This window comes from Latilactobacillus sp. (assembly GCF_033176295.1).
GTDB classification, from domain to species: Bacteria; Bacillota; Bacilli; order Lactobacillales; family Lactobacillaceae; genus Latilactobacillus; species Latilactobacillus sakei.
On sequence record NZ_JAMQEX010000001.1, the window covers coordinates 22,794 to 43,961 of the forward strand.

The 21,168-nt window shown below is 40.1% G+C and carries 24 protein-coding genes, 2 tRNA genes and 1 pseudogene; 19 read left to right on the forward strand and 8 right to left on the reverse strand.

All coding sequences use genetic code 11. The annotated features are described in order from the left end of the window. Window positions 1–18 precede the first annotated feature (18 nt). The 6 genes from NDN60_RS00130 to NDN60_RS00155 all read left to right on the forward strand — a co-directional run bounded on the left by NDN60_RS00130 (window position 19) and on the right by NDN60_RS00155 (window position 5,105). Entirely contained in the window at window positions 19–2,061 is a 2,043-nt protein-coding gene (locus NDN60_RS00130) for a KUP/HAK/KT family potassium transporter (protein WP_011374864.1), read from the forward strand. 242 nt (window positions 2,062–2,303) lie between these two features. Beyond that, complete coding sequence (locus NDN60_RS00135) at window positions 2,304–2,999, forward strand: LysM peptidoglycan-binding domain-containing protein (RefSeq protein WP_056948015.1); 696 nt, start codon at window positions 2,304–2,306, stop codon at window positions 2,997–2,999. 134 nt (window positions 3,000–3,133) lie between these two features. Continuing rightward, complete coding sequence (locus tag NDN60_RS00140) at window positions 3,134–3,400, forward strand: hypothetical protein (protein WP_025016524.1); 267 nt, start codon at window positions 3,134–3,136, stop codon at window positions 3,398–3,400. Window positions 3,401–3,419: 19 nt separating this feature from the next. Beyond that, the gene (locus NDN60_RS00145) at window positions 3,420–3,665 is read left to right on the forward strand and encodes a hypothetical protein (protein WP_011374861.1); all 246 of its coding nucleotides are present in this window, start codon (window positions 3,420–3,422) and stop codon (window positions 3,663–3,665) included. Further along, window positions 3,665–4,969, forward strand: coding sequence for a Y-family DNA polymerase (locus tag NDN60_RS00150; protein WP_099947669.1), 1,305 nt, complete (start codon window positions 3,665–3,667; stop codon window positions 4,967–4,969). Before NDN60_RS00145 ends, NDN60_RS00150 begins: the two co-directional genes overlap by 1 nt. Beyond that, on the forward strand, window positions 4,962–5,105 hold the full coding sequence (locus NDN60_RS00155) for a hypothetical protein (protein ID WP_157771046.1): 144 nt from the start codon (window positions 4,962–4,964) through the stop codon (window positions 5,103–5,105). The genes NDN60_RS00150 and NDN60_RS00155 overlap by 8 nt, the downstream gene beginning before the upstream one ends. 280 nt (window positions 5,106–5,385) lie before the next feature. Here the strand turns inward: NDN60_RS00155 and NDN60_RS00160 are convergent. Further along, a tRNA-Gln gene (locus tag NDN60_RS00160) sits at window positions 5,386–5,458 on the reverse strand. Window positions 5,459–5,562: 104 nt separating this feature from the next. Here NDN60_RS00160 and NDN60_RS00165 point away from each other — a divergent pair. From NDN60_RS00165 to NDN60_RS00190, 6 genes and pseudogenes are all read left to right on the forward strand, one after another. After that, complete coding sequence (locus NDN60_RS00165; protein ID WP_011374858.1) at window positions 5,563–5,814, forward strand: hypothetical protein; 252 nt, start codon at window positions 5,563–5,565, stop codon at window positions 5,812–5,814. A 59-nt stretch (window positions 5,815–5,873) separates the two neighbouring features. After that, window positions 5,874–5,946: transfer RNA gene (locus NDN60_RS00170), tRNA-Glu, on the forward strand. Window positions 5,947–6,528: 582 nt separating this feature from the next. Further along, complete coding sequence (locus NDN60_RS00175; RefSeq protein WP_056948015.1) at window positions 6,529–7,224, forward strand: LysM peptidoglycan-binding domain-containing protein; 696 nt, start codon at window positions 6,529–6,531, stop codon at window positions 7,222–7,224. A gap of 140 nt (window positions 7,225–7,364) precedes the next feature. After that, window positions 7,365–8,126 (forward strand): annotated as a pseudogene (locus NDN60_RS00180) (flavodoxin family protein). An 11-nt stretch (window positions 8,127–8,137) separates the two neighbouring features. Beyond that, window positions 8,138–8,560: a methylglyoxal synthase gene (gene mgsA / locus NDN60_RS00185; RefSeq protein WP_056948772.1), complete on the forward strand. Its 423-nt coding sequence runs from the start codon at window positions 8,138–8,140 to the stop codon at window positions 8,558–8,560. Window positions 8,561–8,643: 83 nt separating this feature from the next. After that, window positions 8,644–9,339, forward strand: coding sequence for a YoaK family protein (locus tag NDN60_RS00190; protein ID WP_011374854.1), 696 nt, complete (start codon window positions 8,644–8,646; stop codon window positions 9,337–9,339). Here the strand turns inward: NDN60_RS00190 and NDN60_RS00195 are convergent. The 3 genes from NDN60_RS00195 to NDN60_RS00205 are packed head-to-tail and all read right to left on the reverse strand — an operon-like array spanning window position 9,336 to window position 10,508. Continuing rightward, window positions 9,336–9,518 (reverse strand): hypothetical protein, encoded by a 183-nt coding sequence (locus NDN60_RS00195; protein ID WP_035146748.1) that lies wholly within the window; start codon window positions 9,516–9,518, stop codon window positions 9,336–9,338. The two genes, NDN60_RS00190 and NDN60_RS00195, sit on opposite strands and share 4 nt — an antisense overlap. Next, on the reverse strand, window positions 9,511–9,831 hold the full coding sequence (locus tag NDN60_RS00200) for a hypothetical protein (RefSeq protein WP_011374852.1): 321 nt from the start codon (window positions 9,829–9,831) through the stop codon (window positions 9,511–9,513). The genes NDN60_RS00195 and NDN60_RS00200 overlap by 8 nt, the downstream gene beginning before the upstream one ends. Window positions 9,832–9,851: 20 nt before the next feature. After that, window positions 9,852–10,508: a type II CAAX endopeptidase family protein gene (locus NDN60_RS00205; RefSeq protein ID WP_011374851.1), complete on the reverse strand. Its 657-nt coding sequence runs from the start codon at window positions 10,506–10,508 to the stop codon at window positions 9,852–9,854. Between the two features lie 201 nt (window positions 10,509–10,709). Here NDN60_RS00205 and NDN60_RS00210 point away from each other — a divergent pair, with 201 nt between their 5' ends. Further along, window positions 10,710–10,910, forward strand: a complete 201-nt coding sequence (locus NDN60_RS00210; protein ID WP_004270328.1) for a cold-shock protein — start codon at window positions 10,710–10,712, stop codon at window positions 10,908–10,910. Window positions 10,911–11,107: 197 nt separating this feature from the next. On the opposite strand, the gene NDN60_RS00215 is transcribed toward NDN60_RS00210, so the two are convergent. Beyond that, window positions 11,108–11,836: an ion transporter gene (locus tag NDN60_RS00215; RefSeq protein WP_011374850.1), complete on the reverse strand. Its 729-nt coding sequence runs from the start codon at window positions 11,834–11,836 to the stop codon at window positions 11,108–11,110. A gap of 204 nt (window positions 11,837–12,040) precedes the next feature. On the opposite strand from NDN60_RS00215, the gene NDN60_RS00220 reads away from it, so the two are divergent. The 6 genes from NDN60_RS00220 (at window position 12,041) to NDN60_RS00245 (ending at window position 19,215) form a co-directional block, all read left to right on the forward strand. Further along, window positions 12,041–12,682 (forward strand): TetR family transcriptional regulator, encoded by a 642-nt coding sequence (locus NDN60_RS00220; protein ID WP_016265275.1) that lies wholly within the window; start codon window positions 12,041–12,043, stop codon window positions 12,680–12,682. Window positions 12,683–12,705: 23 nt separating this feature from the next. Further along, window positions 12,706–14,436, forward strand: a complete 1,731-nt coding sequence (locus NDN60_RS00225) for an ABC transporter ATP-binding protein (RefSeq protein ID WP_011374848.1) — start codon at window positions 12,706–12,708, stop codon at window positions 14,434–14,436. Beyond that, the gene (locus NDN60_RS00230; protein WP_056947880.1) at window positions 14,436–16,313 is read left to right on the forward strand and encodes an ABC transporter ATP-binding protein; all 1,878 of its coding nucleotides are present in this window, start codon (window positions 14,436–14,438) and stop codon (window positions 16,311–16,313) included. Before NDN60_RS00225 ends, NDN60_RS00230 begins: the two co-directional genes overlap by 1 nt. 97 nt (window positions 16,314–16,410) lie before the next feature. Next, window positions 16,411–17,421, forward strand: coding sequence for a serine hydrolase domain-containing protein (locus NDN60_RS00235; protein WP_096584801.1), 1,011 nt, complete (start codon window positions 16,411–16,413; stop codon window positions 17,419–17,421). Between the two features lie 101 nt (window positions 17,422–17,522). After that, the gene (gene manA, locus NDN60_RS00240; RefSeq protein ID WP_056947876.1) at window positions 17,523–18,497 is read left to right on the forward strand and encodes a mannose-6-phosphate isomerase, class I; all 975 of its coding nucleotides are present in this window, start codon (window positions 17,523–17,525) and stop codon (window positions 18,495–18,497) included. Between the two features lie 73 nt (window positions 18,498–18,570). Continuing rightward, entirely contained in the window at window positions 18,571–19,215 is a 645-nt protein-coding gene (locus NDN60_RS00245) for an HD domain-containing protein (RefSeq protein WP_056947874.1), read from the forward strand. A gap of 50 nt (window positions 19,216–19,265) precedes the next feature. Here NDN60_RS00245 and NDN60_RS00250 read toward each other — a convergent pair whose 3' ends face one another. From NDN60_RS00250 to NDN60_RS00260, 3 genes are all read right to left on the reverse strand, one after another. Beyond that, window positions 19,266–19,511 carry a hypothetical protein gene (locus NDN60_RS00250; protein WP_011374843.1) on the reverse strand — a complete coding sequence of 82 codons (246 nt, stop codon included), beginning with the start codon at window positions 19,509–19,511 and terminating at the stop codon, window positions 19,266–19,268. Window positions 19,512–19,632: 121 nt separating this feature from the next. Next, window positions 19,633–20,430, reverse strand: a complete 798-nt coding sequence (locus tag NDN60_RS00255; protein WP_056947872.1) for a pyruvate, water dikinase regulatory protein — start codon at window positions 20,428–20,430, stop codon at window positions 19,633–19,635. A gap of 19 nt (window positions 20,431–20,449) precedes the next feature. After that, window positions 20,450–21,073 (reverse strand): helix-turn-helix transcriptional regulator, encoded by a 624-nt coding sequence (locus NDN60_RS00260; protein ID WP_056947870.1) that lies wholly within the window; start codon window positions 21,071–21,073, stop codon window positions 20,450–20,452. Window positions 21,074–21,168: the final 95 nt, after the last annotated feature.

Consider the following 21,168-nt stretch of genomic DNA (forward strand, 5'->3'; position numbering starts at 1 on the left):
AGTAAAGGAAGTAAGAAGATGAAATTGGCAACAGAAAAGAAAACAACCCGGCAAAAATTGTCAATCGCTGGCATGTTAATTACGATGGGCGTTGTCTATGGCGATATTGGGACATCACCATTGTACGTGATGAAGTCCATTGTCGAGGGCAATGGCGGTATTCGTAATATTAGTCAGGATTTTGTGGTGGGGAGCATCTCACTTGTTTTCTGGACATTGATGTTAATGACAACGGTTAAATATGTATTAATCGCGCTGCGCGCCGATAACAACGGTGAAGGTGGTATTTTTGCATTGTATACGTTAATCCGTAAACAAGCTAAGTGGCTCGTGATACCAGCGATTATTGGCGGGGCGACGTTATTAGCTGACGGGATGTTGACGCCAGCTGTGACGGTCACAACTGCGATTGAAGGACTGAAGGGATTGCCGATTAATGGCAATGTTTTGGTTTCCAACCAACGTGAAGTGATTATTTTAACTGTCACAATTTTATCAGTACTCTTTTTTATTCAGAAGTTCGGAACCGATTTGATTGGTAAATCATTCGGGCCAATTATGTTGATTTGGTTTACATTTATTGGTGCGATTGGCGTTATGAATTTAATGGGGGATTTAACAATGCTTAAAGCATTGAATCCTTACTACGCAATTCATCTCCTATTTAGTCCTGAAAATAAGGTTGGGATTCTAATATTAGGTAGTGTCTTCTTGGCAACCACTGGTGCCGAAGCGCTCTATTCTGACATGGGTCACGTTGGCCGGCATAATATCTATGGTAGCTGGCCTTATATTGCCGCTTGTTTGGTCCTTAATTATTTTGGACAGGGTGTTTGGTTATTACAGCACAAAGAAGTTGCCGCTTATCAAAATATGACAGATTTCAATCCATTCTTTGAAGCAATGCCGGCACAATTGAAAATTCCAGCGATTCTTTTAGCGACAGTGGCCGCAATTATTGCGTCGCAAGCTCTAATTTCTGGATCCTATACGTTAGTTTCTGAAGCGATTAAGTTACGGTTATTGCCACGGATTAAAGTTGATTATCCCGCTAAATTAAAAGGGCAACTCTATATTTCAATTGTGAACTGGATCTTATGGGCAGTTTGTTTAGCGGTTGTTTTCTATTTTAAGAACTCAGCTCATATGGAAGCAGCCTACGGTTTAGCAATTACGATTACAATGTTAATGACGACGATTCTCTTGTTCCATTATTTGGGACGACGCGAGAAGCGGTGGTTCTTGGCTTATGTCGTATTACTATTCTTTGGCGCAATTGAGACGATTTTCTTTATTGCAAGTGCCGCTAAATTTATGCATGGTGGTTATGTGACAGTTTTAATCGCCTTTGTCATTTTATTCATCATGTTTGTTTGGTATCGGAGTAATTCGATTAAGGAAAGTAATACCTTTAAATCAAGTACAGTGTCACTATTAGCGTATAAACGCCAACTACATGACCTACGGAATGAAACGTCATTACCATTGTATACAACAAACTTAGTTTATCTTTCAAAACCTCAGGCAGAACCCCGGGGCAAGAATATGGTGAAAAAGAATATCCTCTATTCAATATTGGATAAACGGCCTAAGCGTGCTCAGGTTTATTGGTTTGTTGCTGTGAATGTGACAGATGAGCCTTACACTGCAGAGTACACGGTTGATACATTAGGTACGGATTACATTGTCAGTGTCCAATTGTATTTAGGCTTTAAGATGGAACAAAAAGTAAATATCTTTATTCGCCAAATCATCCATGAAATGATTCATAATGGTGAATTACCAGCACAACCACAACATTACACGACAATTCCTAATCGAGAAGTTGGTGATTTCTCGTTTGTGATCATTCAAGAGGACTTATCACCTGAAACACAAATTAGAGCAATGGACAAAGTCATTGTTCAAATTCGTTTATGGTTAGAGAAGTTTACAGATACGCCAGCATCTTGGTTTGGATTAGAGTATAGTGATGTCTTTGTCGAACGAATTCCGTTAGTTTTAGGACGCCAAAAAGCAATTAATAAGTACCATTTGAAGCGTCGACAAGAAGAATCTTAAAAAAACAAGCAAAAAAACGACTTTTTTAAGTCGTTTTTTTGTTGGATAAGAATCCTATATTACCAGTCATCGTAAGGTATAATATTACAGATTAGGTCGTTAATCGGTTGTTTTGTTACAGGATTGTCATCAATTGTTACTTGTTTGATACTTACAAATGATTTTTAGATGGTATATTAATGTCACGTTATTAATACGACATTAAATAAACTTTTGAAACAACAAGGAGATAAACACACAATATGAAATCACTTAAAACACTTTTATTCAGCGCTACATTATCAACTGCCGCAACTGCAGGTCTTTTATTCGCAAGTAACGGCCATGCCGATGCAGCTACGAACTACACGGTTGTCAGCGGTGATACATTATCATCAATCTCACAAAAATTTGCTGGTAACGGCAGCTTGATCGAAAAAATCGCTAACGCTAATAAAATTGCTAACAAGAACTTAATCTATGTTGGCGAAACATTAACAATCGACGAAGAAACACAAACTGTTACGGTAGCACCTGCTACAACACAAGCAGCTACAACAACACCAGTGGCAACACAACAAACAACACAAGCGACAACAACACCTGTTGCTACACAACAACCTGTTCAAAAAGCAGCAACACAAACACAACCCGTTCAACAACAAGCAACAACAACGCCAGTTGTTAAACAACAACAAACAACGACTACTACGACAACTACAAACACAACAACATCAACAACTAACTCAGCTAAAGAATGGATTGCCAACAAAGAATCAGGTGGTTCATACTCAGCAAGTAACGGTCAATTCGTTGGTCGTTACCAATTATCAAGCTCATACTTAAATGGTGACTACTCAGCAAGTAACCAAGAACGCGTTGCAGATCAATATGTAACAAGCCGTTATGGTTCATGGGAAGGCGCAAAGAGCTTCTGGTTAGCAAACGGTTGGTATTAAGATAAAATAGTTTAAACTAAAAAGCAGTGGCTGACGCCGCTGCTTTTTTTATGGTTAAAATTAAATTAAACTTGACTAATGCGAATGTACGTTCTTATAATGTAACAAGAGAACAGATGATTGAGGTGATCTTGATGCAAACAAGTCGAGTCATAATTGATTTGCAACAACAGAATTTAAGTTTATATTTAAATGGTTTTGGCGTCTTAGAGTTACGACAACAAGCAGGCCAATCAAGCGATTTACGAGATGCCATGAACTATTACTACAATCGTAGTAAATTTCCGCAATTTATTGGACAACATTTACCACAAGTCACTTTAATTGAAATAAATCGCTGGCAAAGTCAATTAGACCAGCAAGTGCAACAGATCCAAACTTTAACCAAGGGCATTGTATAAGTGAGAAGGTGGGATAATTATGCAGTACGTTAGTCTTCAAGGAACGATTGGCAGTACAATAAAAGTTATTTCGTTTGATCCGTACTTAGTTCGGTTTACATTACAAACAACCACTCAAAATTATAATTGCTTGGTTGCCAAGGATGCTTTTAATTTAATGTATGTCGCGGAGCAGAATGCGCACATTGCCGTTTTTGGACACTATAATTGTAGAAGCCAACTCGTGATTGATAAGTACTACGTTAGAAATGCGGTGAGTGAGTAATGTATGATTATACTGATGAACCGCGACGAATTATATTAATGATTGATTCCAAATCATTTTACGCTTCTGTAGAATCAGTTAAGAGAGGGCTAAATCCGTTAAAATCGATTTTGGTGGTGATGTCAACTGCCAAAAACGCTGGCAGTGGCTTGGTGCTGGCAGCTAGTCCACGAGCTAAACAACTTTTTGGTATCAGTAATGTGACCCGAGCGACTCAAGTACCGGTCCATGATAAAAGGCTGATTGTTGCGGAACCACGGATGAACCTTTATATAGAAGAAAATTTAAAAATTAATCGTATTTTTCAAAGATTCACGGCAGAAGAAGACATCCAACCGTATTCGATTGATGAATCATTGTTAGATATAACGACGAGTTGGCATCTTTTTGGTCAAACGCCTTATGAAGTAGCACGCCAGATTCAACTGACGGTGAAAAAAGAAACGGGGATTTATTTGACAGTCGGCATAGGCGATAACCCGTTGCTTGCTAAACTTGCTTTGGACTTGGAAGCTAAACATAATCACAGTTTAATTGCGGAGTGGCACTATGAAGATGTGCCTGATAAGCTGTGGCCCGTAACGGATTTAGCGCGTGTCTGGTCAATAGGTCAGCGGACGGCGACGAAGTTAAATCAATTACAGATTCATTCGATGGGGGACTTAGCGCATACTAATCCATATGATTTAAAACAAAAGATGGGGATTATTGGCAGCCAATTATTTGCGTTTAGCTGGGGGATTGATCGCGCAATTGTCCATCAAAAATACACGCCCAAAGAGCGCTTCTATGGGAATAGTCAGGTACTACCACGTGATTATTTTTTACAAACGGAAATTGAAGTGGTTATCAGAGAAATCGCTGAACAGGTTGCTGCGCGGTTACGTGCGCATCGTAAACAGGCGTGTATGATTAGTTTGGGGATTGGCTTTTCTTTTTCTGAAAATGAAAGTGGTGTCCATTCGGGATTTGGACGATCATTGAAAATTGAACCGACTAATGGTAATCATGAAATTACCACAACAGCGATTCAATTATTTCGAGAGCAGTGGCAACATCAGACCATTCGCCATATTAGTCTGACTTGTGGCCAATTGATTGACGATGACGTGCAACAGTTGGATTTATTCGATCCGCAATTGCGTCATTTAAAGCAACATCAATTAGATCAAACGGTTGACGAAATTCGACAGAAGTTTGGTTTTGCGTCTTTGGTTAAATTATCAAGTAAGGATAAGGGTGCAACCGCGATTGAACGGGCCGGACTTGTTGGTGGTCATGCGGGCGGCAATGCTTATGACTAAACGTTTTGATAACAAACTAGTGACGCAATTTCTGAAACATGATTATCACGATCGGGGCATGATGAAGTGGCAGGGGTTTTATCTAAGTGATCATACATCGGTACGTGCCAAGGAAGCGAGCATCGCTGACGTGTAGTTGCACCGAACACATCTTGCTAAGATGTCTGCTAAACAGACTAGTGAGGTAATCAACGAGGCGATTATTAAAAAGACGATGGTCACGGTGGACCTAGCACAGCGCAACCGGGATGGTCAGATTTTGGCACCGATAACGGGTCGAATTACTGGTTGGGTGGCCAATCAGATAGTAGTTAACAAAAAAGCTATTTATATAGAAGAAATTTACGCAATTAAGAGAATAAAATGATTTAAACACACAAAAAAAGCCTGATTTCTCAGACTTAGCGAAAATACAATTGGGTATATAGGGCTCGAACCTATAAATTCCGGATTCAGAGTCCGGTGCCTTACCAATTTGGCGAATACCCAATGTTATCAACGAATACTATGATACTGCATGCCCTAACGCTTGTCAATTCTGATTTTTAACAAAACCAGTAAAAAGGACTATACTGATATGGGAGGCTATCGATATGAATAAAGTAGATGTTGAAAAGTTATTTCAGGGAAAGGTGATTTCCCAAGATCAGAACCAAGTTCATATTCAATTACAAGATTCACGTAAACTATTGGAGTTATCGATTGAAAATGATGTGTTGGCCTTAATTGAACAGCATCGTGACTATGCATTGAATATTCTGCAGAATCTCAAGCGCAAAACCAATCGTAAAGTCACAAAGGAATCGATTACTATTAACCACCGGAACTATAAGATTTTTATCTAGTTTAATTAATAATTGACATTACGGGTGTTATTCGCTAATATATTAGGTGTTCCAATTATTGCCCGTTGGTCAAATTGGTTAAGACGTCGCCCTCTCAAGGCGGAGTTACGGGTTCGATCCCCGTACGGGTGATATTGATAACATCCTAGAATGGAAAGAGCTATTAAACTAAAGTTTAATAGCTCTTTTTTTGTAGGTTTTATTTTTTTAGTGACAGAAACTGCACCTATTCTTGTTAACCATCAAGGGTTACGCGGTCGTTAGTATTAACGTTCTGATTTGTGTAACCTATGATAATCACTTAAGTGTTCAGTTTTTATGCCCATTTTTTTGGAAAAATAAGTAGCTTTTAATCAATGTGATTGGTTAATTTAGTGTTTAATATCGGTAAATAATATTTAAAAGTATCAGTAAATGATGTCAGATTGACAATTTTTTTGGATTTAAAATGAAAAATAAAGATATTTTCGGTAATTTATAGATAAAACAGCCTTTTTTTTGCGTCATTTTCAATGGATTGTAAATCCTATATTACCAGTCATCGCAAGGGACAATATTACAGATTAGGTCGTTAATCGGTTGTTTTGTTACAGGATTGTCATCAATTGTTACTTGTTTGATACTTACAAATGATTTTTAGATGGTATATTAATGTCACGTTATTAATACGACATTAAATAAACTTTTGAAACAACAAGGAGATAAACACACAATATGAAATCACTTAAAACACTTTTATTCAGCGCTACATTATCAACTGCCGCAACTGCAGGTCTTTTATTCGCAAGTAACGGCCATGCCGATGCAGCTACGAACTACACGGTTGTCAGCGGTGATACATTATCATCAATCTCACAAAAATTTGCTGGTAACGGCAGCTTGATCGAAAAAATCGCTAACGCTAATAAAATTGCTAACAAGAACTTAATCTATGTTGGCGAAACATTAACAATCGACGAAGAAACACAAACTGTTACGGTAGCACCTGCTACAACACAAGCAGCTACAACAACACCAGTGGCAACACAACAAACAACACAAGCGACAACAACACCTGTTGCTACACAACAACCTGTTCAAAAAGCAGCAACACAAACACAACCCGTTCAACAACAAGCAACAACAACGCCAGTTGTTAAACAACAACAAACAACGACTACTACGACAACTACAAACACAACAACATCAACAACTAACTCAGCTAAAGAATGGATTGCCAACAAAGAATCAGGTGGTTCATACTCAGCAAGTAACGGTCAATTCGTTGGTCGTTACCAATTATCAAGCTCATACTTAAATGGTGACTACTCAGCAAGTAACCAAGAACGCGTTGCAGATCAATATGTAACAAGCCGTTATGGTTCATGGGAAGGCGCAAAGAGCTTCTGGTTAGCAAACGGTTGGTATTAAGATAAAATAGTTTAAACTAAAAAGCAGTGGCTGACGCCGTTACTTTTTTTTACACTATTAATAAAGCGCTTTATTTATGTTGGCAACCCCTGCTTAAAAAGTGTACACTAGAATTAATTTAAAAGTTTGGAGTTTTGGGCATGAAAGTATTAGGAATATTAGGTAGTCACCAACGCGATGGCGTTAATGGTCAGCTATTACAAGCCGTTTTAGCAGGTGTGGGTCCCGAAGATGATGTCTCAACTATTTTTCTAAACGATTTCCAAATTTTACCGGACACGGGGCAACCAAATCCGGTGTTAGATCAACTTGAACAACAATTGTTAGCAGCTGATGTGTGGGTATTAGTTGCGCCTACTTATTGGGGCGCGATGTCTGGTGTCATGAAAAACTTCTTAGATTGTATGCGAGGCCGCCTAGTACGCTTTAATCACGTAGGAGACGCTTTGCCAGATCGTTTTAAAGGAAAAAGTTACGTGACTATTAGTAGTTGCTATGCGAGTGGTTTGGAAGAGTTTGTGACCGGTATGACTGATGGGACCTTCAGAACTTTTGATAAGGTGCTTAGTGCAGCCGGACTGCTGAAGATTCGAGAAGTTGTTCAAACTAACTCGTTTGGGCTAAAGACACTACCTATGAAGAAACGCACTGAGTGTCAGTAAATTGGTGCTAGCCTTCAGCATAAAGCAAAAAGGACGGATGATACCGTGAAACGTTATGGACAGTTATTTGGCATGGTTGCTTGTGCCACATTGATTACCATGTTATTGCAACGGCTCGTTAATATTGTGTTACCAGTAACCCAGTTTTGGGCGAATTACGTTTCGTTTGTATTGATTTTTTTTATCTTACTTGCGAGCGTACTCCGCTTTTTCACAGTGGTTAAACATAGAAGACATTAGGAGGCTTTCTTATGAAAATTGCATTAATTGCACACGATCGTCAAAAACCGTTAATCGTTAAATTAGCAACAGCTTACCAGCCTATTTTGGCCCAACATGAACTTTTTGCGACGGGGACAACTGGTCAGAAAATTATTGATGCAACGGGTTTATCCGTTAAACGCTTTAAGTCTGGTCCGTTGGGTGGCGATCAACAAATTGGCGCTTTAATTTCTGAAAATAAAATGGACCTTGTTATTTTCTTACGAGATCCATTGACGGCCCAACCACACGAACCGGATGTTAATGCGCTCATTCGGTTGTCTGACGTTTACGAAGTGCCACTTGCCACTAATATTGGCACTGCGGAGGTGTTATTGCGGGGCCTTGATCAAGGTTTGATGGCTTTCCGAGAAGTCGTTCATGATCAAGATTCTAATCTAATCAATCTATAAACTAGAAAAGAACCGGGACTAAATTTATTTTGTCACGGTTCTTTTTTTGCGTATAATAGAAGTATTGAGTTGGAGGGTTTGTCTTGCAAAAGAAAATTAATTTTCACGACCGGTTAGGAACAGCCATGTTTTTAACCTTTATCGGTGGTTTTTTAGATGCTTATTGTGTGATTCTACGAGGTGGCGTGTTTGCTAGTGCGCAAACGGGTAATATTGTGTTTATCGGTGTTGATATCGCTACTAATCAATGGTCACAATTACCTGAAAAGATTATGCCAATCATCGCTTTTGGAATTGGGGTCATTATTGTGCAATTGGCTCGGCGCCACTTTAACACGGCACGCTTGAATATTTGGCGTTTATGGTTACTCGCATTGCAAATCATTGTTTTAATTATTGTTGGGTTTTTAAGTACTGCTGTCCCTAATATGATTGTTACGACGATGTTATCGATGTCGATGGCAACCCAACTAGCCAGTTATTCAACGGTTAATGGTTATCCATATGCCAATACCTTTACGACCGGTAATTACCGGAAGTTAGTTGAAAATTGTTATTTATTTATTGCCACGAAGGAAAAAAAATACCAACAAAAAGCCAAGTATTTTGGGCTAATTGTTGGTAGCTTCTTTATCGGAACGATTGGTTCTGGTTTCTTAGTCAAAGTCATTAATGTCCGTGCAGCCTGGTTAGCCGCAGCATTGCTGGCAATTTTCTTTGCATTACAGTTATACTTCACTGAAGAAGTAATCGCTGAAACGAAAAAAATGAGCCGTTAACGGTAGTGATAAGTCATCACCAGTGCGACAAAATAGCCTACGCAAACGAGGGTGCTGAGCCAACTGGCAATAATGATAATCGGGTGCGCAATAAAGGCCCGCATAACGAATAAGAAGAGGGTTAAAATTGCGTATTTAACGAATTCAACCTTTAATGCTTGAAATTGTGGGTTATTCAAAAGAAAGATCCACTAGGAAAATATGACGGTCGGAAAGATGGGTGGTTGTGATCCAGACATCTTGAAAGCCGTCTTTTTGTTTCTCTATTGTTTGTTGGTAAAAAGCTTCTAATAAGTCACGGTGGGCATTAACATAGTCTGAATCGATACGGTTAACGTGGAGCCGCATGTCTGGGAATAGTTTTTCAACATCTGGTAGTTGGACCTGATCATCGATGCCAAAGCGGATAACGTTAGCATATTGGAACGGTTCTAACGTCACTGTTTCAGGATTTTCTTGGATATAGGTTAAAATAGTTGTTAAAGTAGACATAGGCGAATTCCTTTCAATGATTAAAAAATAGTTAGTCCTGCTGAGAGATTGTTTAAGACATGTAATATGATACTACTCTTAATGGTTTTTGTGCGATAATAAACGATTGCTAAGACTAATCCGAGTAGTGCTTTGGAAATGAAATAGATCGGATCAGTTGAAACGTGTACGAGACCGAATAATAGAGCGCTCGTCATAATGTTTAGAATAGGTGATTTAACGAAGAACCAATTCATTAAGAAACCACGAAAAAGTAATTCTTCCATCATTGGCCCTAAGATTAAGGTATAGGGCAACATGAAAATACCGAGGACGGCAAAAATTTGAACGAGGCCATCGACATTGGCGTTTCCTGTTTTCTGCATAAAGGGCACCGTCAAATTATTAATCACTAGCATGGCGACAAATCCAATTAGAATTGCACGCCAGTGGGCTTTTGAAAAATGATTATGATATTGCGGCCCTTTTACTTTTTGGTAAAGATACCACATTAAAATGGTGATCCCAATGGTTAGAATTAAAAAGAGCCACCCGACAATTAAAATTAAATGCGTCGTTCGCTGTGCCTTTGGTAGGGCAGCTAAGCTACCTACTAATAAAAGGGGGATTTGTTGCATGATTAAAAGCAAGATAAAACAGATAATGTGTTTGAAATGTTTAATACGCGCCACCTCCATGTGGCTATCATAGCATATTAGTGAGATTATCAATAAAAAAAAATTCTTTTTTTGCTATTTAATAATTTATATGGTATTATAAACAAGTAATCAATATTGAAGCGTAATTTAAGTTTTGAATTTCATAACTCTAATCAGCGTTTATTTATCATTATTTATTGCAACAAAACGTACATGTATATGTATTAGGAGGAAATTATTATGAACAACGGTACAGTAAAATGGTTTAACGCAGACAAGGGTTTTGGTTTTATTACTGGTGAAGATGGCAAAGACGTATTTGCTCATTTCTCAGCTATCCAAGGTGACGGTTACAAGTCATTAGACGAAGGCCAAGCAGTATCATTTGATGTTGAAGACAGCGACCGCGGTCCTCAAGCAACAAACATCGTTAAACTTTAATAATGTTTTAAACCTCGCTTATGCGAGGTTTTTTTATGCTCAAAATTAAAAAGGTTGGTTAAACAATTATTTCTTGTTTAGCCAACCTTTTTTAGTTGTTTACAATTTATTGTAATTACCAGTGCTATAAATAACTAATTAAAAGGCTTAAAGCCGCTATCTGGTGATTATTATCGTATTTTTTTAATTTATATTAATTATTTTGATTCAGATTCCTTGTCGTGATAAAGTGCCTTGAGCGTTTTGTTTTCTTGTTCGAGATGATCGAGCTTCTTAAGGATTTCGTCTAGTTTGTCGTCGGTATCTTGAGTGAAGTAACTGGTAATTGAACTGGTGAGTGTACCGATAAAGCCAATGCCAACTGACATCAGCATAATTGCTGCGATACGACCGATTAGCGTGTGCGGTGAGATATCACCGTAGCCAACCGTTGTGGCGGTCGCAATCGCCCACCAGAATGAATCGGCAAGGGTTGCCTTTTCGGCGAGTGCGTATAAAACGGAAGCGATGATTAATACGGCGGCACTGACATAAGTCAGATAGAGCAGACCATTTTGCTTAAGAAATTTCTTGGAATGGCGTTGTAATTTCCCCGTTAAGCCCACCAAGCGCGTAAAACGGAAAACTTTCATTAACCCAGCAATGCGAAATAGGCGCCCGAGTCGGAAAAATGAAAAAAGAGTGCTTAGTGGGATGATTGCAAGCAGATCAAAGATATTTGTCTTAAAAAAGCGGCGTTTATCAGTAGCAAACCAAAGACGCACGAAATAATCGACCGTAAAAATAATTAAAATCGTGTTATCGATGGTTAGGTAGGGTGCAGTCGTTAGATCGATGAGACTGCTGTAGTCTAATAGGACGAAGATAATTGAGATGATGGCGAGTACGGCGATGGTAATGGTGTAAAAACGTTTGAGTAACTTCATATATATGCCCCACAAAATTAGTTTTTAACAATAGTATTTCTATTATAGGATTAATTGTGACGTTAGACAATAACGGCTAGCGAGTGATATTGCATCAATTATGACGATAACTTAGTATTGCATCCAATTAAAATCAGTGCTAAAATGACAGAACGTCATATTTTACGACGGTATGTCATTTTTAGTTGGAAGGAGTCTTAATGCATGCCTAAAAAAACTTTTTTCCGGTTGCCGGCAGAAAAACAGCAACGGTTATTAAAGGCCGCCCATGCCGAATTTTCACGGGTTCCTTTTAATGAAGCATCAGTTAGCAACATTATTAAAGCTGCTGAAATTCCACGGGGTAGTTTCTATCAGTACTTTGAAGATAAGGCTGATATTTTCTTTTACGACCTCAGTTTGCTGCGTGATAGTTCTAAACAGGATTTGGAACAGCTCTTATTAGATACCAAGGGTGATCTTTTCAAGACGATTCGCATTTTCTTCAAGGCAATGGCGAATGAAGCCATTAATGGTGAGAATGCACAGTTCTATCGGCACTTATTTTTACACATGGATTTCAAAAATCGGCGCAAGATGTCGCCCGAATTGATGCATGCGCATCAAACGGAGGGCTTTCAGTTTTTAATGGATCACGTTGATTTTAGTTTGTTGAAAATTGATAAAACGCAGCCGAATGCTGTTAGATTGCTCCTCCATCAATTAATGAATAACGTTTTTCAAAGCATTGCTTCCTATTATTTAAATCGTGATACTGAGCAAGCCTTAACAATAGAACAAATCTACGAACACTTCGAATTAGTCACTGGTTGGTTAGAAACCGGCGCGAGCGTTCAAGATAAGTAGAATAGAAAGAAGGAACAAAACGCATGATTAAACTTGCAAAAAAGAGAATGTCGGGCTTAGCCGTTTTCGGTGCTGTCTTATTCATGGTGATTCAAGTTGTCAGTAACTTGTATCTCCCTAATTTGACGTCTGATATTGTCAATAACGGGATTGCCAAAGGTGATATTGATTATATCTGGCAAGCCGGCTTCAAAATGCTCGGCTTTTCATTGATCAGTATCCTAGCCGCAATCTGTAACGTTTATTTAGCCGCTAAGACATCACAAGGTCTGGGTCAGAAATTACGATCAGATATTTATCGAAAGGTCATCAATTTCTCACACGATGAAATGGACCAAGTGGGGACCTCGTCACTGATTACACGGACAACCAATGATGTTGTTCAAATTCAAAATGTGGCAATGATGTTCTTACGAATGATGATCATGGCCCCTATCATGTTGATTGGTGCCAGCTTCTTGGCTTACCAAAAGAACGCGCAATTAACGTCAATCTTCGTTGTTGTCTTACCATTGATGGCAATCTTTATCGGTGTCGTGATGTACTTTGCCGTACCGCTTTTCAAAGCGATGCAAAAGAAGACTGACCGGATTAACTTAGTTTTCCGTGAAGGCTTAACAGGGGTGCGGGTAATCCGTGCATTCCGTCGCGATAAGTTCGAACAGGAACGTTTTGACGATGCGAACTTAGATTACACACAAAATGCTAAAAAGGTCTACAGTATCATGTCTGTCATGTTACCTGTGATGACATTGATTATGAGTGGGACAAACATTGCAATCACTTGGATGGGTGGTCACTTAATTGCTGATCAAGCCATGCAAGTGGGGAACTTATTAGCCTTCATGACTTATGCGATGCAAATCTTAATGAGTTTCATGATGCTTTCAATGGTTTTCGTCTTCATTCCACGGGCACAAGCATCAGCCGTTCGGATTAATGAAGTCTTGGATTTACAAACACCAATTGAAAATCCAGAAAATCCCAAGAGTTTTACAGATCAAACTGTCAGCTTGGCCTTCGATAATGTTAACTTCCGCTACCAAAATGCAGAAAAATTAGCCTTAGAGAAGATTGATTTCCAAGCATCTGCTGGTCAAACCGTTGCGATTATCGGGGGGACTGGTTCAGGTAAATCAACCTTGGTTAACTTGATTCCGCGTTTTTACGACGTTGAAGCCGGCCAAGTCCAAGTTGATGGGTTAAATGTCAAAGATGTGACATTGCATGATATTCATGAACAAGTCGCATTTGTACCGCAAAAAGCCAATCTTTTTACAGGGACGATTCGCGAAAATATGCAATATGGGAATCCGGATGCAACTGATGATCAGATTTGGCATGCACTTGAAATTGCCCAATCGAAGGATTTCGTTAGCGAACTTGATGGTGGCTTAGACAGTCACGTTGAACAAGGTGGCGGTAACTTCTCAGGTGGTCAACGTCAACGATTAGCGATTGCCCGAGCATTAGTTAAACGCGCATCGGTTTATGTCTTTGATGATTCATTTTCAGCTTTAGATTTCAAGACGGATGCCCTTTTACGCAAAGCCTTGAAGGAAGATACTGAAATTCAAAAGAGTGTCGTCGTCATTGTTGGACAACGGGTCTCAACGGTGGCTGATGCCGATACAATCTTGGTCTTAGATGAAGGCCAAATGGTTGGTAAAGGCACGCATGCCCAATTAAAGGCAACAAATGCAACTTACCAAGAAATTATCAATTCACAAATCAGAGAGGGGGATGAAGCCTAATGGCAGAAAAAGCAGCAACAAACCGGCCACAAGGTGGTCACGGTCCAGGTCGCGGCATGGGTGGCGTCGTTGAAAAGCCTAAGAATTTCTGGGGCACAACTAATCGTTTATTGAAATACATGTCGAGCCGTTTAATTGCCTTAGTATTTGTCATTGTTTTGGCGATTGTCTCCGTTATTTTCCAAATTAGAACGCCCAAAGTTTTAGGGGAAGCAACAACTGAAATCTTTAAAGGGGTGATGAAAGGCAATGCCATGCAAAAAGCTGGGATTGCAATGGATCGCTTACCAATTGATTTCGATAAGATTCAACACATTATCATGACGGTGATCTTGATGTATCTTGCTTCAGCCGTCTTCAGTTTCTTACAACAATTTATTATGACGCGGATTTCACAACAAACCGTCTATGAATTGCGTAAGGAATTGAAAGATAAGATGCAACGGGTGCCAATCAATTATTACGATACCCATTCAAACGGGGATATCATGAGTCGTGCGATTAATGATATGGATAATATTGCCAGCACGCTACAACAAAGTTTAACGCAAATGGTGACCAGCACGGTAACGTTTATCGGTGTTTTATGGATGATGCTGACGATCAGTTGGCAATTAACGCTGATCGCTTTGGTCACAATTCCGTTGAGTTTAATTGTCATTGGGATTGTCGCACCTAAGTCGCAAAAATTCTTTGCTGCACAACAAAAGAGTTTAGGCTTATTAAATAATCAAATCGAAGAAAACTTTTCGGGTCAAGTGGTCTTGAAGACCTTTAACCGGGAACAAGTGACGATTGATACATTTGAAGAACAAAATGAAAAGTTGTATAAAGCTGCTTGGAAAGCCCAATTTATCTCTGGTGTGATCATGCCATTGATGACTTTCGTCAATAACTTAGGGTACGTCTTCGTGGCGATTATCGGTGGGATTCGCGTCTCACACGGTCAAGTCACATTAGGGGACATGCAAGCTTTCATGCAATATACACAACAATTCTCACAACCAATCTCACAATTGGCTAACTTGGCAAACACAATTCAATCAACGATTGCTTCAGCTGAACGGGTTTTTGCTGTTTTAGATGAAGAAGATATGTCTGAAGAACCTTCAACTGTCCCAGTGGTGCAAGATGATGCCAACCAATTAGAAATGGAACATGTTGAATTTGGTTACCAAGGCAAGGATCTTTTATTGACGGACTATAATTTACAAGTTAAACCGGGCCAAATGATCGCGATTGTTGGTCCTACCGGGGCTGGTAAGACAACTATTATTAATTTACTTGAACGCTTCTACGATGTTAGTGGCGGTTCGATTAAATTAAAAGGTGTTGATACCCGTGACATGAGTCGTGAAGAATTACGGCGTCATTTTGCGATGGTTCTGCAAGATACTTGGCTATTCACCGGGACGATTTGGGATAACTTGAAATATGGTAATGAATCAGCTTCTGACGAAGCAATTTTGGCAGCTGCTAAAGCGGCCCATGTTGACGGCTTTGTTCGTCAATTACCGGAAGGTTATAACACAGTCTTGAATGAAGAAGCTTCCAACATTTCACAAGGTCAACGGCAATTATTGACGATTGCCCGGGCCTTTGTGGCCGATCCAGATATCTTAATCTTGGATGAAGCAACTAGTTCGGTTGATACGCGGACTGAAATTCATATCCAACACGCAATGGAACGGCTATTACAAAATCGAACGAGTTTCGTTGTTGCCCATCGTTTATCAACGATTCGGGATGCGGATAATATCATTGTGATGAATCACGGTTCAATTATGGAAACCGGCACACATGATGAATTGATGGTTCAAGACGGCTTTTACGCTGATCTATATAACAGCCAATTCTCAGGGAACGTCGAGATTTAAATTGGTTTTAAATAAAGGACATCATCAGGTTAAACTGGTGGTGTCTTTTTTTAGATGGCGTATACTAATAGTATTGATTCAAATAGGAGGTTTTGAGATGCGATTTGAACAAACGATTCACCAAATTGAGGCGTTAGTGGCTGATGAGGTTGTACCAGGTGTTTCATATGCTGTGATTGAAGGCCAGCAAGTGACGACTAAGGTCCTGGGTTATTCAGAACTGACGCCTAAACTAATCCCGTTAGAACCAGGACAATTATACGATTTAGCGTCTTTGACGAAGGTGATTGGGACGACGACGTTGATTCTCCGTTTGTTAGAGCGGGGACGCCTGTCACTTACGACCAAGGTTCACAGCATTTTACCAGCGTTTAAAGATCGACGGGTGACGGTTTTGCACCTCTTGACCCACACATCGGGCTTAGAGGGCTATATTCCTAATCGTAATCAGTTAGCTGCGCCAGCATTAAAAGAAGCGCTGTTGACGCAATTGACGGTTGGACCTAATTTTGGGAAAAAGGTTGTCTACACAGATATCGGCATGTTGTATTTGGGCTGGATGCTAGAAGTGATTTATGGTAAACCAATTCAAGACTTAATTCAAAGTCTGGTTTTAACCCCCCTAGGGATGACTGAGAGTACGTTTGCCCCAGAAGCAAGCCGAGCGGTACCAACTGAACTAACAACGGCTAGAGGCCTTATTCAAGGTGTTGTGCATGATCCGAAGAGTTATGTTTTGCAAAATCATAGTGGTGCAGCAGGATTATTTGCACCCCTAGACGATGTTGTACGGTTTGCGCAGTTCCAACTGGGGCAATTAAAGGTTGCTGAGGCCCCCGTTAGCCAAGCAAGTGTTAAGGGCTTATACCGCGACTGGACACCAGCTCATCTAGGCCGGTCATTGGGTTGGGATTTACGTTTTACGGCGGATCAGACCCCATTGATTTATCATACCGGTTTTACGGGGACTTTTATGTTACTCGATCGAAAACGCCAGACAGGCTTGGTTGTGTTGAGCAATCGGATTCACCCGACAGCAGATAATCAAGCTTTTCTTGATCGTCGGACAATGATTGTGGATCAATTCTTGGCTGAAGATAAGGTTTAATCACGAAATCGCTTTAAAAACAGTTACTACCATGTCTTATCCGCTTTCATTTATGGTAGAATAGAAACATTGATAAATAAAGTGCATTAGGAGTGATTGAATTGACAGAACCATTATTTCTAAAACCAGTTTTCCAAGAAAAAATTTGGGGTGGCCGCAAATTAGCAGAAGCCTTCGACTATGATTTACCAGATGGCGACATTGGTGAATGCTGGGCGATTTCAGCACATCCACATGGTCCCAGCACAATCGAAAACGGTCCCTTAAAAGGCCTTACATTAGATCAAGCTTGGGCCCAACACCGCGATTATTTTGGTGATGCCAAGGGAGAAGTTTTCCCATTATTAACGAAGATTTTGGATGCTGAAGCAAGCTTATCAGTTCAAGTCCATCCAGATGATGCTTATGCAGCTGCTCACGAAGGTCCTACAGAATTAGGTAAGACTGAATGTTGGTATATTTTAGATGCCGAACCAGGTGCTTACTTAATCTATGGTCATCATGCTAAAAACAAAGCAGAACTAACGGAAATGATTGAAGCGGGTAAGTGGGATGACTTATTGCGCAAAGTACCTGTTAAAACAGGCGACTTTTTCTACGTCCCAAGTGGCACAATTCACGCCTTGAATAAGGGGATTATGGCCCTTGAAACGCAACAAAGTAGTGATACGACTTATCGGTTATACGATTATGATCGAGTAGATGCGAAGACGGGTGAAAAACGTGAATTGCATCTAAAACAATCAATTGATACCACGATTGTGCCCCATCAAGATCCTGTTTTGAATATTCAAACAGAACACGTTGGGGATTCAACCATCACAACTTATGTGCAACCCCCAATGTCACCATTTTTCAGTGTTTACCAATGGTTGGTCAAGGGTGATTTACACTTTGACCGGACAACAGCCCCTTATACTTTAGTATCAGTGGTTGACGGTGAAGGTGAATTGGTTGCGGATGGTCAAACCTACCTAATTCATAAGAACATGCACTTTGTCTTACCATTTGGCATTAAGTCATGGGACTTAAAAGGTAACATGCAAATTATTGCTTCAGAACCGGGTAACAAGTAAAATAAACATAACGAATTGCAACCGCAGCCGTGGTTGCAATTTTTTTAATGATTAAAAGAGTAGGGTGGCAGTTATGCAAAAACAAATTGAAGCAATTGAACAATTCGTACGAACAGCGTTAGCTCAGGAGCATAGTGGCCATGGTTTTGATCACATTCAACGGGTTGTAAATAATGCCCGCTTAATTCAACGCCAAGTTGGTGATGGCGACTTAACAACGATTACATTAGCCGCACTATTGCACGATGTAATTGATGAAAAAATTGTTAGCGATGTGGCACAAGCCCGCCAAAGCGTAGCGGCTGTTTTAACCCAAAATGGCATTGATAAGATGCAATCAACCGTTATTTTTGACATCATCGATCATATGTCATTTTCTAAAAATATTAATCAGCACCAAGCATTAAGTTTAGAAGGGCAAATCGTTCAAGATGCGGATCGGTTAGATGCGATTGGCGCGATTGGTATTGGCCGGACCTTTATGTATGGCGGCGCTCACGATGGGGTGGCTTATGATCCTGAAATTCAACCACGGGCCGAGTTAACCAAGGCTAATTATCGGGAACCTTCAACGGTGGTTAATCATTTTTATGAAAAGCTCTTCAAACTCGCGGCGACGATGAATACGCAAGTGGCGCGAGAAATCGCAACCGCTAGAACACAAGTCATGCAAGATTTTGTGGCCGAGTACATTGCGGAATGGCAAGGTGAAAAATAACTAAAAAAAGAACGTTGGCTAGAATTACTTCTGGTCAACGTTCTTTTTAGTTAATTTAATTCTGGTTCTGCTAACCAGTCGTTTTGTAAGAGTTCATGGGTTTTCTTTTTGAGGGGGAGCCAGAGTTCAGCGCGTAAAACGTTCACCAATGATTCCCAGAAAAGCCGATCCTTCTTTTGTTGATCGGTGATATGTAGTTCGATAATTTCGCCGGACTCGGTTGTCGCGAGGACCTTATCTTGACTATCAATACTTTTAATTTTAACGGATTCAATGTTTTGGTTTTTTATTAGCATATCGATCGCTCCTTTTAATCTATAACAACAGTATAGCCGGGGAATGTTATCAAACAATTGATATTTTATGAATAAAAATCGGCTTTTTTCTTTAAAAAAGGTTAAGTCGTTTCCTTAATCTTTAGATTAAGGTTTGGATTAAACTAGCCGTTTCCTCAATCGAACGATCGGCAACATTAATCGTCGTGGCGTTTAATTGTTCAAAAATCTGGTTGGCATAGGCAAGCTCGTCACCGACGGTTGTCATATTGGAATAGTTCGTTGTTTGCGGTAATCCCAAGGTGGCCAAACGTTCTTGGCGGATTTTTAGCAGTGTTGAAAGTGGCATGGTTAGACCGATAATCTTATGGGCGGGCACTTTGAATAATTCTTTTGGTAACGGTACGTTGGGAATGAGTGGTAAGTTGGCCACGCGATAGTTTTGGTTGGCCAAATACATACTGAGTGGCGTTTTTGAGGTCCGTGAAACGCCTAATAAAACGATGTCGGCTTCTAATAAACCACGTGGATCTTGACCGTCATCGTAACGAACGGCAAATTCCATGGCGCTAATGCGATGAAAATAGTGTTCATCAAGTTTCCGTAATGAGCCTGGGGTTTCCAGTGATGCGGTTTGACTGCGTTCGCTAATGGCGGTGGTCAGCGGAGACAGAAGATCGATTAAGGTCAAATGCTTGACTTGGCAAAATTGCGTCACCGTTTCTTGAAGTATGTGGTTAACAAGTGTTGTGACAATAATTGCCTGTTCTTGATGGGCATCTTGTAAAATGGGGGTTAATGTTTTTTGATCGGTAATAAACGGAAAGCGTTGAATTTTAAGGGTGACTGACGCGGGGAATTGGGCGTTAACCGCTGCGATAACTGTTCGGGCTGTTTCGCCAATTGAATCTGAAATAATAAAAATTGGAATCGCTGTCATTTTGTAATCCTCCAAAAAATTATGATTGATTGTGTAGTCCGGCTTCGATGAAATAGCGCATGATAATCGATTTGGTGATTTTGCCAATGACCGTGATGCCATCAATGGCAACCACTGGTAGTGAATCAACCTGATGGGCAATTAACCGTTGACCGGCGTGTAAGACAGGTGTGTCCTCGGTGGTCGTTGTAATGTTTGGCATTCGCGTCATAATCATAGCGACTGGGGTAGCTTGCGTATTAGTTGTATTAATGGTTGCCCGTAGTAGGTCCTTCCGCGACAAAACGCCCAGTAAACCTGACTGTTCATCCGTCACATAAAGCGACCCAACATCGTGCATGAATAGTTGCGTGACTGCTTCATCGATCGTTGTCGTTTGAGGGATTAAAAGAGGTGGGACCATCAGTTGACCGACTGTTTCTTGGTAGAGTTCATCGGTTAAGAGCGGCATCACTTCTTGGCCGACGTAAAAGTAGCCAACTTTAGGGCGGGCGTCCAAAATACCGGTCATGGTTAAGATTGCGAAATCATTGCGCAGTGTTGCCCGAGAAAGATGCAATTGTTCAGCGATTTTAGTGCCGCTAATGGGTTGATTTCCTTTGACGATTTTGATAATTGCCTGTTGGCGGTTAGATAATTCCATAAGCGCTCCTTTGAATAAATCGGTTTCAATAAACTCATTATAGGATAGCGTTACGCTAATTGCAATATATTCACACAATAGCGTGGCCTATTAAA

What these genes read in the sequence shown, in the direction of transcription:
- NDN60_RS00130 (WP_011374864.1), top strand. Translation starts at nt 19, where the DNA reads ATGAAATTGGCAACAGAAAAGAAAACAACCCGGCAAAAATTGTCAATC.
- NDN60_RS00135 (WP_056948015.1), top strand. Translation starts at nt 2,304, where the DNA reads ATGAAATCACTTAAAACACTTTTATTCAGCGCTACATTATCAACTGCC.
- NDN60_RS00140 (WP_025016524.1), top strand. Translation starts at nt 3,134, where the DNA reads ATGCAAACAAGTCGAGTCATAATTGATTTGCAACAACAGAATTTAAGT.
- NDN60_RS00145 (WP_011374861.1), top strand. Translation starts at nt 3,420, where the DNA reads ATGCAGTACGTTAGTCTTCAAGGAACGATTGGCAGTACAATAAAAGTT.
- NDN60_RS00150 (WP_099947669.1), top strand. Translation starts at nt 3,665, where the DNA reads ATGTATGATTATACTGATGAACCGCGACGAATTATATTAATGATTGAT.
- NDN60_RS00155 (WP_157771046.1), top strand. Translation starts at nt 4,962, where the DNA reads ATGACTAAACGTTTTGATAACAAACTAGTGACGCAATTTCTGAAACAT.
- NDN60_RS00165 (WP_011374858.1), top strand. Translation starts at nt 5,563, where the DNA reads ATGAATAAAGTAGATGTTGAAAAGTTATTTCAGGGAAAGGTGATTTCC.
- NDN60_RS00175 (WP_056948015.1), top strand. Translation starts at nt 6,529, where the DNA reads ATGAAATCACTTAAAACACTTTTATTCAGCGCTACATTATCAACTGCC.
- mgsA (WP_056948772.1), top strand. Translation starts at nt 8,138, where the DNA reads ATGAAAATTGCATTAATTGCACACGATCGTCAAAAACCGTTAATCGTT.
- NDN60_RS00200 (WP_011374852.1), bottom strand. Translation starts at nt 9,831, where the DNA reads ATGTCTACTTTAACAACTATTTTAACCTATATCCAAGAAAATCCTGAA.
- NDN60_RS00205 (WP_011374851.1), bottom strand. Translation starts at nt 10,508, where the DNA reads ATGGAGGTGGCGCGTATTAAACATTTCAAACACATTATCTGTTTTATC.
- NDN60_RS00210 (WP_004270328.1), top strand. Translation starts at nt 10,710, where the DNA reads ATGAACAACGGTACAGTAAAATGGTTTAACGCAGACAAGGGTTTTGGT.
- NDN60_RS00215 (WP_011374850.1), bottom strand. Translation starts at nt 11,836, where the DNA reads ATGAAGTTACTCAAACGTTTTTACACCATTACCATCGCCGTACTCGCC.
- NDN60_RS00220 (WP_016265275.1), top strand. Translation starts at nt 12,041, where the DNA reads ATGCCTAAAAAAACTTTTTTCCGGTTGCCGGCAGAAAAACAGCAACGG.
- NDN60_RS00225 (WP_011374848.1), top strand. Translation starts at nt 12,706, where the DNA reads ATGATTAAACTTGCAAAAAAGAGAATGTCGGGCTTAGCCGTTTTCGGT.
- NDN60_RS00230 (WP_056947880.1), top strand. Translation starts at nt 14,436, where the DNA reads ATGGCAGAAAAAGCAGCAACAAACCGGCCACAAGGTGGTCACGGTCCA.
- NDN60_RS00235 (WP_096584801.1), top strand. Translation starts at nt 16,411, where the DNA reads ATGCGATTTGAACAAACGATTCACCAAATTGAGGCGTTAGTGGCTGAT.
- NDN60_RS00245 (WP_056947874.1), top strand. Translation starts at nt 18,571, where the DNA reads ATGCAAAAACAAATTGAAGCAATTGAACAATTCGTACGAACAGCGTTA.
- NDN60_RS00250 (WP_011374843.1), bottom strand. Translation starts at nt 19,511, where the DNA reads ATGCTAATAAAAAACCAAAACATTGAATCCGTTAAAATTAAAAGTATT.
- NDN60_RS00255 (WP_056947872.1), bottom strand. Translation starts at nt 20,430, where the DNA reads ATGACAGCGATTCCAATTTTTATTATTTCAGATTCAATTGGCGAAACA.
- NDN60_RS00260 (WP_056947870.1), bottom strand. Translation starts at nt 21,073, where the DNA reads ATGGAATTATCTAACCGCCAACAGGCAATTATCAAAATCGTCAAAGGA.